Source organism: Achromobacter sp. UMC46 (genome assembly GCF_014170335.1).
Lineage (GTDB): Bacteria > Pseudomonadota > Gammaproteobacteria > Burkholderiales > Burkholderiaceae_B > Achromobacter.
Window position 1 is genome coordinate 216,413 of sequence record NZ_LZZS01000003.1, and the last position, 14,142, is coordinate 230,554.

Annotated in this window: 15 protein-coding genes; 5 read left to right on the forward strand and 10 right to left on the reverse strand. The window is 64.2% G+C overall.

Annotated elements, in window-relative coordinates; all coding sequences use genetic code 11:
• Positions 1-31: 31 nt before the first annotated feature.
• Positions 32-409: a flagellar protein FlaG gene (locus A9973_RS01430; protein WP_183011989.1), complete on the reverse strand. Its 378-nt coding sequence runs from the start codon at positions 407-409 to the stop codon at positions 32-34.
• Between the two features lie 142 nt (positions 410-551).
• Here A9973_RS01430 and A9973_RS01435 point away from each other — a divergent pair, with 142 nt between their 5' ends.
• Positions 552-1,289: an IclR family transcriptional regulator gene (locus A9973_RS01435; protein WP_183011990.1), complete on the forward strand. Its 738-nt coding sequence runs from the start codon at positions 552-554 to the stop codon at positions 1,287-1,289.
• Between the two features lie 42 nt (positions 1,290-1,331).
• Here A9973_RS01435 and A9973_RS01440 read toward each other — a convergent pair whose 3' ends face one another.
• The 4 genes from A9973_RS01440 to A9973_RS01455 all read right to left on the reverse strand — a co-directional run bounded on the left by A9973_RS01440 (position 1,332) and on the right by A9973_RS01455 (position 5,182).
• Entirely contained in the window at positions 1,332-2,498 is a 1,167-nt protein-coding gene (locus tag A9973_RS01440; protein WP_183012279.1) for an acyl-CoA dehydrogenase family protein, read from the reverse strand.
• Positions 2,498-3,733 (reverse strand): CaiB/BaiF CoA-transferase family protein, encoded by a 1,236-nt coding sequence (locus A9973_RS01445; protein ID WP_183011991.1) that lies wholly within the window; start codon positions 3,731-3,733, stop codon positions 2,498-2,500. The genes A9973_RS01440 and A9973_RS01445 overlap by 1 nt, the downstream gene beginning before the upstream one ends.
• Complete coding sequence (locus tag A9973_RS01450) at positions 3,730-4,701, reverse strand: tripartite tricarboxylate transporter substrate binding protein (RefSeq protein ID WP_183011992.1); 972 nt, start codon at positions 4,699-4,701, stop codon at positions 3,730-3,732. Before A9973_RS01450 ends, A9973_RS01445 begins: the two co-directional genes overlap by 4 nt.
• A gap of 64 nt (positions 4,702-4,765) precedes the next feature.
• Positions 4,766-5,182 carry a cupin domain-containing protein gene (locus tag A9973_RS01455; RefSeq protein WP_183011993.1) on the reverse strand — a complete coding sequence of 139 codons (417 nt, stop codon included), beginning with the start codon at positions 5,180-5,182 and terminating at the stop codon, positions 4,766-4,768.
• Positions 5,183-5,346: 164 nt separating this feature from the next.
• Here A9973_RS01455 and folC point away from each other — a divergent pair, with 164 nt between their 5' ends.
• The 4 genes from folC to purF all read left to right on the forward strand — a co-directional run bounded on the left by folC (position 5,347) and on the right by purF (position 9,573).
• Positions 5,347-6,657, forward strand: coding sequence for a bifunctional tetrahydrofolate synthase/dihydrofolate synthase (gene folC, locus A9973_RS01460; protein ID WP_183011994.1), 1,311 nt, complete (start codon positions 5,347-5,349; stop codon positions 6,655-6,657).
• 63 nt (positions 6,658-6,720) lie between these two features.
• On the forward strand, positions 6,721-7,530 hold the full coding sequence (locus A9973_RS01465; RefSeq protein WP_183011995.1) for an SPOR domain-containing protein: 810 nt from the start codon (positions 6,721-6,723) through the stop codon (positions 7,528-7,530).
• Positions 7,531-7,533: 3 nt separating this feature from the next.
• On the forward strand, positions 7,534-8,022 hold the full coding sequence (locus A9973_RS01470; protein ID WP_088588337.1) for a CvpA family protein: 489 nt from the start codon (positions 7,534-7,536) through the stop codon (positions 8,020-8,022).
• A 30-nt stretch (positions 8,023-8,052) separates the two neighbouring features.
• Positions 8,053-9,573 carry an amidophosphoribosyltransferase gene (purF, locus tag A9973_RS01475; RefSeq protein WP_183011996.1) on the forward strand — a complete coding sequence of 507 codons (1,521 nt, stop codon included), beginning with the start codon at positions 8,053-8,055 and terminating at the stop codon, positions 9,571-9,573.
• Positions 9,574-9,658: 85 nt separating this feature from the next.
• Here purF and A9973_RS01480 read toward each other — a convergent pair whose 3' ends face one another.
• The 5 genes from A9973_RS01480 to A9973_RS01500 form a co-directional block, all read right to left on the reverse strand.
• Entirely contained in the window at positions 9,659-11,161 is a 1,503-nt protein-coding gene (locus tag A9973_RS01480) for a tripartite tricarboxylate transporter permease (RefSeq protein WP_183011997.1), read from the reverse strand.
• A 12-nt stretch (positions 11,162-11,173) separates the two neighbouring features.
• Positions 11,174-11,596 carry a tripartite tricarboxylate transporter TctB family protein gene (locus A9973_RS01485; protein ID WP_183012280.1) on the reverse strand — a complete coding sequence of 141 codons (423 nt, stop codon included), beginning with the start codon at positions 11,594-11,596 and terminating at the stop codon, positions 11,174-11,176.
• A gap of 489 nt (positions 11,597-12,085) precedes the next feature.
• Positions 12,086-12,619 (reverse strand): YgjP-like metallopeptidase domain-containing protein, encoded by a 534-nt coding sequence (locus A9973_RS01490; RefSeq protein WP_183011998.1) that lies wholly within the window; start codon positions 12,617-12,619, stop codon positions 12,086-12,088.
• Positions 12,620-12,857: 238 nt separating this feature from the next.
• Complete coding sequence (locus tag A9973_RS01495; RefSeq protein ID WP_183011999.1) at positions 12,858-13,343, reverse strand: disulfide bond formation protein B; 486 nt, start codon at positions 13,341-13,343, stop codon at positions 12,858-12,860.
• Between the two features lie 53 nt (positions 13,344-13,396).
• Positions 13,397-14,110, reverse strand: coding sequence for a MarC family protein (locus A9973_RS01500; RefSeq protein ID WP_183012000.1), 714 nt, complete (start codon positions 14,108-14,110; stop codon positions 13,397-13,399).
• Positions 14,111-14,142: the final 32 nt, after the last annotated feature.

Below are 14,142 nucleotides of genomic sequence, written 5' to 3' on the forward strand. Positions count from 1 at the left end.
AAGGGCGATAAACGCCGTTTTAAGGGCCGCATTAGGCTGTTGTTTTGATGCCATTGCCTTGCATGTTCACGATCATTTTGGCGATTTTCAGCACGGTTTCGCTGGGGATGGTGCGAATGACGTCCCCCGATTCCGCGTCCACGACCGACACCACGACCTGGTGCACGTTGGGGTCGATTTCGAACTGGAGTTGCGTGGACCAAGCTTTCATCTGGTCGTTGATCTCGTCCAGCGCCTTGTCCAAAGGCAACTTCTGCGAGTCTGACTGGTCCGACGTGGCGCTGTCGGAAGCACCGCTATTGGTCGCTGCCGCGGCCGGCGTCACGCTAACGGCCGGTTCGGCCACGACGGGCGCCGGCGTGATCGCAGCGGGTGCGTACGTAGCGGGTGCTAAGGGGGTTACGGCCATGATCACTCCAGCGGCGATGTGGGCGTCTCGGAGGAACGCGCTGTTTTCAGGGAATTCTCAGCTACCATAACGGCATGCCCGCAGGGAACTTTAGCCCCCGGCGCGGCAGATGTTTCACGTGCTAAACAGTTCGGATCGGGCAATGAGTGTCAAGACGGCGCTGCGAGTCATCGAAATCATCGAAACCTTTGCCCGCGAAAAACGCGCGCTGCCCTTGTCGGAACTGGCCCGGCTGCTGGATGTCCCCGTTTCCAGTTGCCTGGCGCTCATCCGCACCTTGACTGGCCTGGGCTACCTGTATGAAACCGGGCGCCGCCAGGGCTATTACCCGACCGGCCGCCTGCTGGCCATGGCCCAGCGCATCGCGCGCGCCGACCCCGTCCTGGACCGGGTCTATCCCAGCCTGGTCGAATTAAGAGACGCCACCCGCGAAACCGTCGTGTTCGCCAAGCTGACCCAGGACGGGCGCGTGGTCTATCTGGATGTGCTGGATTCGCCGCATACCATCCGATACGCGCCCGTTGCAGGCGAGTTCAAGGACGTTCACGCCAATTCGTTGGGCAAGGCCCTGATGTCGCTGATGGCGGAGCCCGCCCGCACCGCGATGCTGTCGGGCTTGGCGATGACCCGCTACAACGAGCGTACGCTCGTCACCGCGCAGGCGCTCGAGGACGATATCCACCTGTCGCGCCAGCGGGGGTGGTTCATGAACAGCGGGGAATCCATTGCCGACGTCGGCGCCATCGCGTGGCCCGTCACCTTGTCGGGCGAGCACTACGCGATCTCCGTGGGTGGCCCGATCTACCGGATCGAGCCGCAGCAGGAAACGTACGCGCGCATCCTGCGCGCCGCCTGCACCGGGCTGGAACAGCAGGCCTGAGGCGGCCACCGCGCCGGGTCGCGCGGCGGCCGCCGGCCAGCCTCAGTACGATTTCGGCAGCCCTAGCACTTTTTCCGCGATGAAGCACATGATCAACTGCGGGCTGACAGGCGCAATGCGCGGGATGAAGCTCTCGCGCAGCAGGCGCTCGACGTGGTATTCCTTGGCGTAGCCCATGCCGCCCAGCGTCATCACGGCGGTCTGGCACGCGTTGTAGCCGGCTTCGGCCGCCAGGTACTTGGCGGAATTGGCGTAGGGTCCGCAGGGCTGGCCCGCGTCGTACAGGCTGGCGGCCTTGAACACCATCAGGTCCGCCGCTTCCAGCTGCATCCAGGCCTGCGCCAGCGGATGCTGGATGCCCTGGTTCTGCCCGATGGGCCGGCCGAACACGGTGCGCTCGCCGGCGTACTTCACGGCCCGGTCCAGCGCGGCGCGGCCGATGCCCACCGCTTCGGCGGCGATCAGGATGCGTTCCGGGTTCAGGCCATGCAGGATGTATTCAAAGCCGCGGCCTTCTTCGCCGATCCGGTCGGCCACCGGAATGCGCAGGCCATCGATGAACAGCATGTTCGAGTCCACGGCCTTGCGGCCCATTTTCTCGATTTCCCGTACTTCGATCTTCTCGCGGTCCAGGTCGGTATAGAACAGCGACAGCCCTTGCGTGGGCTTGTCCACCTCGGCCAACGGGGTGGTGCGCGCCAGCAGCAGCATCTTGTTGGCCACCTGCGCCGTCGAGATCCAGATCTTGCGGCCATGCACCACGTACTCGTCGCCCTGGCGCACGGCGCGCGTGGACAGCTTGGTCGTGTCCAGCCCGGCGTCGGGCTCGGTGACGGCGAAGCAGGCCTTCTCGCGGCCGGCGATCAGCGGCTCCAGCCAGCGCGCGCGCTGCTCGTCGCTGCCGAACACCACCACGGGGTTCAGGCCGAAGATGTTCATGTGGACCGCCGACGCGCCGGTGAACCCGGCGCCGGAGGCGGCGATCGTCTGCATCATCAGCGCGGCTTCCGTCATGCCCAGTCCGGCGCCGCCGTATTCCTGCGGCATGGCGATGCCCAGCCAGCCGTCGCGGGCCAGGTCGGCATGCAGCGGCTCGGGGAAACCGCCTTCGCGGTCGCGTTCCAGCCAGTATTCGTCGGGATAGCGGTCGCAGATGCGCGACACGGCGTCGCGCAGCGCCAATTGCTCGGGGGTGAAGGCAAAGTCCATCATTCGTTTCCGTCTTGGGTAATGCCGCGGTCGATCAGAGCGTCGATCCGGGCGGCGTCATAGCCGGCTTGCGCCAGCACTTCGCGGCTGTGTTCGCCCAGCCTGGGGGCCGGCCGGCGCAGGGACGTCGGCGTGCCCTGGTACCGGCCCAGCGGCGCGGTGGTGCGTATCCGGCCTTCCGAAGGGTGGTCCATTTCGCGGATGAACCCGGTGGCGGCCAGGTGCTCGTCCTGCAGCAGGCCGTCCACGGTGTACAGCTGGGACGCCGGGATGTCCGCGCGCGCCAGGTCGTCCAGCCATTCCTGGCTCGTGCGCGTGGCGATCACCTCCGCCACGAAGGCGTAGACCTCGCCGATGTGCGCGGCGCGCGCCCCGTGCGTGCAGAATCGCGGGTCCTTCTGGAGTTCAGGCCGGCCGATCAGGCCGAAGAAATTGCGCCAGTGCTTGTCGTTGTAGATCAACAGGCAGATATAGCCGTCGGCCGTCGCATAAGGCCGCCGATGCGGCGCCAGCAGGCGCGCGTAGCCGGTCGGGCCCAGCGGAGGCTCGAACGTGGCGCCGCCCAGGTGGTCGCCCAACACCAGGTGCGCCATGCCTTCGAACATCGGGATTTCCACTTGTTGCCCGTGGCCCGCGGCTTTGGCGTGCAGCACCGCCGACACCAGGGCAATGCCCACGTGCAGCCCGACGGCGCGGTCCGCCAGCGTCAACGGCGCGTAGCGCGGCACGTCGCCGCTTTGTTGCGCGGACAGCGCGGCGATCCCGGTCTGGCCCTGGATCAGGTCGTCGTAGGCGGGCCGCCCCGCATACGGGCCGGCCTCGCCGAAGCCATAGGCGCCCAGGTAGACGATGCGCGGATTGCGCGCGGCCACCGCCTCGTACGACAGTCCCAGGCGCGCCATGGCTTGCGGCCGGATGTTATAGAGCAGCGCGTCGCAGCTTTCGGCCAGTTTCAGGCAGGCGTCCAGGCCCTCGGGCGTCTTCAGGTCCAGCACGATGGATCGTTTGTTGCGGTTCAGGTGCAGGTACAGGTGGCCCATGCCGGGGTTGCGCATGGGGCCGACGGCGCGCATGTTGTCGCCCGAAGGGGGTTCCACCTTGATCACGTCGGCGCCCAGATCCGCCAGGATCTGCGTGGCGTAGGGGCCCATCACGACCGAACTCAGGTCCAGGATGCGCACGCCGGTCAGCGGGCCGGCGCCGGGTGTTGCGTCAGGCGCGTTCTGTTGCGTCATTGCTGCTCGATTCCCGCGTCGCGGATCAGCTTGCCCCACAGGTCGCGTTGTTCGCTGACGAACTGGGCGAACGCTTCGGGCGTGCTGGAAAAGGCGTCGAAGCCCAGGCCGGCCAGACGCTTCTTCACGTCGGGTTTCGCCACGACCTGATTGATCGCGGCGTTCAGTTTGGCCACGACTTCGGGCGGCAGCCCGGCCGGGCCGAAGTAGCCGTTCCACGAGTTCAGGTCGAAGTCCTTCACGCCAGCCTCCGCCATGGACGGCAGGTCCGGCACGATGGCGCTGCGTTCGGCGGTGGATACGGCCAGCGCGCGCAACTGGCCCGATTGCACGAAGGGCAGGCCGGAGGCCAGGTCGGTGAACATGAAGTCCACCTGTCCGCCGACCACGTCGGTCAGGCCTTGCGGCGTGCCCTTGTAGGGCACGTGCAAGATGTCGATCTTGGCACGGTCGGCCAGCGTGGCGCCGGCGACGATACCCGTGCTGTTGCCGCTGGCGTAAGTGATGCGGCCGGGGTTCTTCTTGGCGTCGGCCACCAGTTCGCCGACGTTTTTCCACGGGCGCTTCGGGTTCACGACCAGGATGAACGGCAGGTTGCCGCCGCGCGCGATGGGGGTGAAGTCCTTGACCGGGTCGTAGGGCACGTTCTTCATCAGCCAGGGCGCGGCCGAGTGCGACGTATTGGTGGTGACGAACAGGGTGTATCCGTCGGGTTTGGCGCGCGCCACGTAGCTGGCCGCGATGGTGGCGTTGGCGCCGGGCTTGTTCTCGACGACGATCTGCTGGCCCAGGATGGCGGACAGTTCGGATCCGAAAATCCGGCCGACGGCGTCCGTGCCCGAGCCGGCCGGGAAGGGCACGATCAGGGTGATGGGCTTGTTGGGATAGTCGGCGGCGTGCGCGGCAGGGGCGGCCATCACGGCCGCTCCGCTGATCAGCGCGGCGCCCAGCAGGCGTAGGTTTCGCATGGGTTGTCTCCAGTTTTTTGTAAGGTCAAGCGCGGCTCTACGTCCGCGGCTTGCCGCTGCGCCGTCAGGCGGCAGAGGGTGGCGCCGGGAAATCGCGGATCACGCGATCGGGGGATTCTTCGTAAGGCGGCGTGTAGATCACCAGCAGGCGGGCGGGCTCGTCGCTGGTGACGGTGAAGACGTGCGGGATGTCGGGCGGGAAATAGCAGCAATCGCCCGGGCCCATGTCGGCCCATTCGTCCTGCACCTGGGCGCGCGCCGTGCCCGAAATCAGGTAACAGACCTGTTCGATGCCGGGATGGGCGTGCGGCAAGGCCCCTTTGCCTTTGTCGATCACGCCCAGCAGCACTTCCACGCCGCGCGCGCCGACGGTGTCGGGACCGATCAGTCGGCGGTTGAGCGTGCCGGTGTGGTTGGCGGGGTGGTAGCCCGGAACGTCGGCCTCGCGGACCAGCCAGCCTGGGGTTTTCTGCTGCGTCATGTTCATCCGTTTAAATTTCCATACATAAATTTATTTTCACGTATGAGAAAAACATCGGCAAGCGCTTTTTCAGGCCAGATACCGTGCCGCGCCCTAGGGGATTAGGGAAAACACCGTGCGCGGACTGCTAAAATCCAAGGCTGATCTCACTTCGCGACCCCGCCATGTCCCTTGTTCGCCCGCCCGAGGCTTCGGCCACCCTGTCCGATTGGCTCCAGTACCTGGAATCAATCCACGCCACCGCGATCGACATGGGCCTGGACCGCGTCCGCGAAGTGGCCGCACGCATGGGGCTGGAGTTGTCCGGCGTCAAATTCGTCGTGGGCGGCACCAATGGCAAAGGGTCCACCTGTGCCATGCTGGAAGCCATCCTGCTGGCGGCGGGCTACAAGGTCGGGCTGTATACCTCCCCGCACCTGATCGATTTCAACGAGCGCGCCCGCGTCAACGGCCAGATCGCCTCGGATGACGCTCTGATTGCGCAGTTCCAGGCGGTCGAAGCGGCCCGCGGCGAAGTCTCGCTGACCTACTTCGAATTCACCACGCTGGCCATCCTGCGCCTGTTCTCACAGTCGCGCCTGGACGCCGTCGTGCTGGAAGTCGGCCTGGGCGGCCGACTGGACGCCGTGAACATCGTCGACGCCGACTGCTCCATCGTCACCAGCGTCGACCTGGACCACACCGACTGGCTGGGTGACACCCGCGAGAAGATCGGCTTCGAAAAGGCCCACATTTACCGCGCCGGCCGTCCCGCCATCTGCAGCGATCCGGTGCCCCCGCAATCGCTGCTGGACCACGTCGAGCAGATCGGCGCCGAATTGTGGCTGTTCGGGCGCGACTTCAACTATTCCGGCGACCGCCAGCAATGGGCGTACGGCGGGCGTGAACAACGCCGCAGCGCGCTGGCCTATCCGGCCTTGCGCGGCGCCAACCAGCTGCTGAACGCGTCGGCGGCCCTGGCCGCGCTGGAATCGGTGCGGGACCGCCTGCCGGTGCAGCAGCAGGCCGTTCGCCTGGGGCTGCTGCAGGCGTCGCTGCCGGGCCGCTTCCAGATCCTGCCGGGCCAGCCTTCGGTCATTCTGGACGTGGCGCACAACCCGCATGCGGCGGCCGTGCTGGCGCAGAATCTGGACAACATGGGCTTCCATCCGTACACGCACGCGGTGTTCGGCATGCTGAACGACAAGGATCTGGCGGGCGTGGTGGCCAAGATGGGCACCCGTATCGACCACTGGTACTGCGCGGGCCTGCCCGGGCCGCGCGGCACCTCCGGCGAGGCGTTGGCGGAACAGGTCGCCGCCGCCTTGCCGCCGTCGCCGGCGGGGGCCGAAAGCCCCAGCATCGCCGCCTACGCAGATCCCGCGCAGGCCTTTGCCGCAGCGCGCGAACGGGCGGTCGAGAATGATAGAATCGTCGTGTTCGGGTCGTTTCTCACCGTGGCCTCGGTTTTGCAGGCTCTGGGTCGCAAGGCATAGGCAATTCGGGACTTGGCGGCCCGCCGCCATATTGCCGCAAGGCGCCGCAAGGAATTCTCTTCCATGGGTTTTTTCAAACGCAAAGATCCTGCCGATCAGGCGCAGTCCTCCAAACGGGCGGCAGTGCCTAGCGAGGTGCAGGCTGCGGAGCTGCGCGGCCGCGCGCGGCGCAGGTTGGCAGGCGCCGTCGCCCTGGTGCTGGCGGCTGTCATCATCCTGCCCATGGTGCTCGATTCGCAGCCGGTGCCGGTTGCCGACAACATTCCGATTCGCGTGCCGGAACGCAATACGCCTTTCCAGCCGCAAGTCAGCGAGCCGCAGGCCACCGCGCCGGCCACGCCGGGTTCGGCTGTGCCGGGCACGGCGCCCACGGATCCCGCCGCCGTCCCGACGCCGCCGCCGGTCACGTCCGTGCCGCCCGTGGCCACCGCGCCCACGACGCCGCCCGCCACGCAGGTGACGCCGCCGGTCACGCCGCCCAAGCCCGACGTCAAGCCGAAGCCTGAGCCCAAACCCGAGCCGAAGCCGGCCACGCCCAAGCCCGACGCACGTTCCGACGATGGCGCGCGCGCGCTGGCGCTGCTGGAGGGCCGCTCCGCACCGCCCGCCGCCGCGCCCGCCCCGAAGCCCGCCGCCAAGGGCAACTTCGTGCTGCAGATCGCGGCTTACACGACGTCCGAAGACGCCCAGTCGCGCCGCGGCAAACTGCATCAGGCCGGCGTCACGAACGCCTTTGTGGAACAAGCCTCCATCGGAGGCAAACAGCAGTATCGTCTGCGCGTGGGGCCGTTCCCTTCGCGCGAGGCGGCGCAGGCGGCCCAGGCGCGTTTGCGCACCTTGGGCTATGACAATGGTTTCATTGCCGCGCAGTAAATAGTGACCGGCTTCGACTTCGTCGTGCTGGCCATCCTGGCGGTCTCGGGTGTGCTGGGCCTGGTGCGCGGCTTGCTCAAAGAGGTGCTGTCGCTGGTCGCCTATCTGCTGGCCTTCGTGGCCGCGATATGGTGGGGCCCCACGGTCTATACGTGGCTGGAGCCCTATATTGAAACGACGCTGCTGCGCATGGGAGTCTCATACGCCGTGGTGTTCATCCTTGTGCTGCTCGGTGTGGGTTTGGTCAACATGACGCTAGCCGCCTTGATCCGCAGTACCGGACTCAGCCCCGCCGATCACGGCCTGGGCGGGATGTTCGGACTGGCCCGTGGTCTGGTGATCGTCCTGGCGCTGGTCGCCGCCGCCGGCTATACGCCGCTGCCCCAAGAGCCGTGGTGGAAGGACGCCATGTTTTCGCATTCGGCCATCGAGGCCATCAAACATATCAAGACGTGGCTGCCGCCGTCTTTGGCGACATGGCTGCCGTATTGATTAGCTTCAAATCAACCAGGAAATCTCACCATGTGTGGAATCGTAGGGGTCATCGGGCGCGGGCCGGTCAACCAGCTGCTCTATGACAGCTTGCTGCTGTTGCAGCATCGCGGGCAGGACGCCGCGGGCATCGCGACGTCGCAAGGCAACCAATTCAATATGTACAAGGCTCACGGCCTGGTGCGCGACGTTTTCCGTACGCGCAACATGCGTTCGCTGCCGGGTACGTCTGGCGTCGGTCAGGTCCGCTATCCCACCGCGGGCTCCAGCGCCAGCGAGGAAGAGGCCCAGCCGTTCTACGTCAACGCCCCGTTCGGCATCATGTTCGCCCACAACGGCAACCTGACGAACTGGCGCGAACTGCGCGAATCGCTCTACCGGGTCGATCGCCGCCACATCAACACCAACTCGGATTCCGAAGTGTTGCTGAACGTGCTGGCGCACGAGCTGCAATCGTCGGCCAATGGCGTGTCGCTGGACGACGACGCCATCTTCCGCGCAGTGTCGGCCGTGCACAAGCGCGTGCGCGGCGCCTACGCGGTCGTGGCGCAGATTTCCGGTTATGGCCTGCTGGCGTTCCGCGACCCCAATGGCATCCGTCCGCTGTGTATCGGCCGCATGGAAACGGACGAAGGCACCGAATGGATGGTGGCGTCGGAGTCCGTGGCGCTGGAAGGCAGCGGTTTTGTCTTCGTGCGCGACGTCGATCCGGGTGAAGCCGTGTTCATCGACCTGGACGGCCGCTTCGTCAGCCGCCAGTGCGCCGACAACCCGCAGCTGGTGCCGTGCATTTTCGAATACGTGTACTTCGCGCGCCCGGATTCGCTGATCGACGGCGTGTCGGTCTACGATGCCCGCCTGCGCATGGGCGAATACCTGGCCGACAAGGTGGCGCGCAACATGCGCCTGGGCGACATCGACGTCGTCATGCCGATTCCGGATTCCTCGCGTCCGGCCGCCATGCAGCTGGCCGCCCGCCTGAACTTGGACTACCGCGAAGGGCTCATCAAGAATCGCTACGTGGGCCGTACGTTCATCATGCCGGGCCAAGCCGTGCGCCGTAAGTCCGTGCGCCAGAAACTCAATGCCATCGGCATGGAATTCAAGGGCAAGAACGTGCTGCTGGTCGATGACTCTATCGTGCGCGGCACCACCAGCCGCGAGATCGTCGACATGGCGCGCGCTGCCGGCGCCAACAAGGTGTACTTCGCCTCGGCCGCGCCTCCGGTCCGTTTCCCCAACGTCTACGGCATCGACATGCCGACGCAGTCGGAACTGATCGCCACCGGCCGCAACGACGAGGAAATCGCCCGCGCGATCGGCGCCGACTCGCTGATCTACCAGGACCTGGCGGACATGCAGCAATCGGTGCGCGACCTGAACCCCAAGATGTCGCGTTTCGAAGCGTCGTGCTTCGACGGCGAATACGTCACGGGCGACATCACCGCCGAATACCTGGCCCGCCTGGGCCAGTCGCGCGCGGAGCCGGGCCAGGACGAAGGCGCAAGCGGCCTGAAGTTCAACATGGGCTACGCCGCCAACGAGGCCTGACGGGGCCGCATGTCGACGCATGAAAAAGCCGTCCCGATCGGGACGGCTTTTTGTTGGGGGGAAGGCGGCGTGCCGCGCGTCGGTATCAGGAAGTGGCTTCAGCGAGTCGGGCCCGATGGGTGGCCCGGACGAATGTCACGAGTTTCCAGACGATGACCAGCGCGATCATGCCTAGCAGTGTGCCGCTGATCGGGCGCGTCACAAACACGTCGAAAGAGCCTCTGCTGAGCAGCATCGCCCGGCGGAAGTTCTCCTCCAGCATGGGGCCCAGAATGAAGCCCAGCATCAATGGCGCTGCCCCCATCCCCAGGCGCAGGAACGCGTAGCCCATCAGGCCGAACACCGCGGTAATGTAGATGTCATCCAGGCTGTTGTTGATGCTGAACGTGCCGATAATGCAGAAAAACAGAATCGACGGAAACAGCACGGTATAAGGAATCTTGAATACCGTGAGCCAATACCGCACCAAAGGCACATTAAGCAGCAGCAGAAAACAGTTGCCGATCCACATGCTGGCTACCAGGCCCCAGAACAGGTCCGGATGGTTTCCCAGCATATTGGGTCCGGGTTGTATTCCCTTGATAACAAAAGCCGCAAGCATCAAAGCCATGACGGCGTTTTCGGGAATGCCGATTGCCATCAATGGAATGAAGCTGGTGCGGGCGGCGGCCTCATCGGCGGCAGCTTGGCCGGCCACGCCTTCGATCGCGCCGGTGCCCATTTCGTGCCGGTACTTGCTGAAGCGCTTATCGGCCGCGTAGGCGGCAAACTGTGCGATCGTGGGCCCTCCGCCCGGCAGGATGCCAAGCACGGAACCAATCACGCTGCCCCGCAGCGCGCTGGGGATGATCCGCTTGAACTCCGCCCAGGTAGGCATGAGCTTGATCTTGCCGTTAAACGGCGTCAGCACATTGCGGTTGTCCAGGTTCTTCACGATTTCGGCAATGCCGAAACAACCCAGCGCAATGCTGATAAGACCGATCCCATCCTGCAGGAATACGAAATCCATCGTGAAGCGTGCTGTGCCGCTATTGACGTCCGTCCCGATGGAAGCCAGCAGAACGCCGACGACAGCCATCGCCAGTCCCGTCAACATGTTGCCGCCGCTGACAAAACTGACGCAGAAAAAACCCATCAACATGAGCGCGGCATAATCCGCGGGCCCAAAAAGGAAGGCCGCTTCGCCGAGTATCGGTGTCATGGTCGACAGCACCACGATGGCGACCGTCCCCCCGATGAAGCTGGAAACCCCCGCGGTAAACAGCGCCAGACCTGTTTTTCCGTTCAGGTTCATCTGGTATCCGTCGATACACGCGACGATACTGCTCGCGTGGGGGATCTTCATCGTGATGGCGCTTACGCTGTCGCCGTATTGTGCGCCGTAATAGATGCCGGCCAGCATGATCAGCGCGCCGCCGGTGGGAATGGAATAGGTCAGCGGCAGCAACAGGCTGATCGTGGAAAGCGGACCCAGGCCGGGCAGCAGGCCGACAAGCGTGCCGATGACGCATCCCATCGCGCAATAGAGCAGATTCTGCCAAGTCAATGCATGCTCGAATCCGAGCATCAGGTTATTCAGGATTTCCATCGCGGGCTCGGATTAGAGTAAAGGCAGGTTGAGGCCAAGAAACGTCTTGAATCCGAAGGCCACCGCAATCAGCCCTGCGGAGATCTTCACGTTGCGCACGGTCGAATAGGATGTGGCGGCAAGCGAAGAGCAGAAAACCAGGAATACGATTCCGGCGATCATATTGACAAGGCCGGATATCGCCGCGCAGCCTGTCAGGCTGAGCATGATGATCGATATGTTCTTGATGCTATGGCTCATCGGAACCGGCTTGGTGAAAATCGCGGTAATCACGGTAATCACGCCGATCGCGAAAAGAACCGAGCTTGCCATTAGCGGGAATAAACCCGGACCGCCTCTTGAAAAATGTCCGATGGGATATTTAAATGAAGATATTCCGAATAGCAGGGCGAATGCCATTATAAAAACGCCCTTGATGAAATTCTGGTTATTCATATGTCTATGAATACCCCCTCCGCCCTCGACGCTGCTCTTTCCGATCACAGTTTTCTCCTTGTTATCAACGGCATCCGTACGGGTGCTGACTTGTCAGCAACCTTACAAACGCCTGAGAAGTCTAATTACGGGGTCTTTCAATTGGCTTTCCTTTTTTGGTTGGCCAATCGATTTTTTATTATCGGTAACCCTAGCTGTCGGACCAATCTTGCTTACACGGAGATTTAATTCAGCATACGTTAAGAAAACAGTCAGAATATGGTCAGCTATGGTTCAGTGGTTCGTCAGCAATTATTCAGCAGGCGAAATGCAGGAGGCGGCCGCGGCGTGTCGCATTACCCAATGCGAGGGGCGGCGTTTGGCGGATTTTTATAATGCAGGGGGTGGAAGCCGTCGCGCTGCGCGGTGTGCGGCGGCGGCATGGGCGCGCGGAAGGGCGAATTTATTATTTATTATTTATCCGCGCCGGCCGACAGGTGTGGAACTGATTTATTTGGATTGAGGCGTTTGCGTATCCCACAGGGGGTCTTTGGTTGCCTCCAGATGTGTCATGTATAGCCGGAGATCAAATTCATACTGATGGTAATGGGGTTCCATCCGCAGGCACATGTTGTAGAAGGCCTTGTTGTGGTCCTTCTCTTTCATGTGCGCCAATTCATGCACCGTGATCATCTTCAGGAATTCGGCGGGTACCGTCTTGAATAGCGTTGCCACGCGGATCTCGTGCTTCGCCCGCAGCTTGCCGCCTTGCACGCGAGAGATGTACGTGTGTTGCCCCAGCGCATGCTGGATCACGTGGATCTTGCTGTCGTAGGCAACCTTGTTGATCAGGTCGCCATTGCGCATATAGGTGTTCTTCAGGTCCGTCACGTACTCGTACAGCGCGCGATCGGTCCGCACGGCGTGGGGGCCATCGGGGTAGCGAGACAGCAGCGCGGCGCCCAGCTTGCCTTGGTCGAGCAGTGTCTGGGCCTGGAGCAGCAGGGTTTCCGGGTAGCCGGTCAGGTATTTCAAAGGGGTCACGATCAGGGGAGGCTGGAAGGAGAATGATGCTCAGCTGCGGCCAGGTTTCAGCGTAGCGCTTGGCGGGTAGCCATGCAGAGGGTTCCAGGCGAGGGAGCGCACGACGCCGGCAGCAATGCAGCCGTCGGCGGGCCGTGATCGCGTGCCGCGCGTAGCCAGCGCATCAGGGGCGCATGCGCCAGGACCAAGGCACGCAGCGCGTCTGCGCGGACGTTTTCGGCCTGGGCCGGCGCGGCGCTTACTGGGGGCGGCTGCGCCGGAAAACGACGGGCAGCGCCATGAAGAACAGGATCACGAAAAGCGCCAGGCTCCACAGGGCGTACTCGATGCCCAGCACCGGCACCTTGGCGTCCATGCAGGTGGCGAAGATGCCGAACAGCCAGGGGACGGCGCTTTCCAGGCCGATGCCGGTCATGAAGCGATCGGCAAAGGTCTGGTCGCACGACAGCATGTTGGCGGCGACGCTGTACTGGTACCAGGCCGCGGCCACGCCGCTCAGGGACAGCAAGGCGGCCAGCGCGCCGGCCAGGCGCGTCAGCGCGCGCCCGCCGCCGAAGCCGCCGATCAGGGCGACGACGCCGATCACGAGGTAGATCAGGCGCTGCATCACGCACCAGGCGCAGGGCGCCATGTCGAAGGCATGCTGAGAGACGAGGGCCACGCCGACCGAGCCGAAGCAGAACAGGGCGATCAGGCGAAGCAGGCGTTCAGAACGAGTGGTCATTGTTGTCGCGGGGGTATCGGGTTGGTCGGGGCGGAATCCAGGTCCGGCGAGGCTTAGGCCTTGGGAATCGGAATTGGTTGCATGACTTGCGTCAACACGCCAAGCATCAGGTCGCGCGCGCCTTCCCAGAAGATCTGCACGCCCAGGCACAGCATGATGAACGCAGACAAGCGCATGAACACGGCGGTGCCGTTGTCGCCCAGGCGATGCAGCATCTGGGCGGCGAAGCGCAGGCATATATAGAGCGTCAGCGACACGGCGATGATGCCCGGAATCGAGCCGCCCAGCCGCACCAGGCTCAGCACGTGGTTCTGGTCGCGCAGCGAGACGCCCACGGTGATCGCGGCTGCGATCGAGCCCGGGCCGCAGCTGATCGGGAACGTCAGCGGGTAGAAGGCGCGGGCCTTGGCCATTTCAGGCGTGAAGGACTCGGCCATGCGCGCGACGCGTTCGGTATCGGCGTCGGGGGAGTTCACCAGGCGCCACGCGCTGGCGATCACCAGCATCCCGCCGCCGACCCGCACGATGGACAGCGAAATGCCGAAGAAGCTCAGCAGCACGTTGCCGGCAACCATGGCCACGACCAGCATCAGGCAGACGTTGATCGCCACCCGCTTGGCCAGCACCACCCGCGTGGACGATGACGCGCCTTCCGTCAACGACAGGAAGATGGGCGCGATGGCCGGCGGGTTCAGAAAGGGCAGTAGCGTGGCCAGCGCGAAGAAAAAGCTGCCACCGAAAACGCGCAAATAGTCATTGAGCTGCATGGGAGCGGGCATCGCCGGGCCGAAAACCCGGA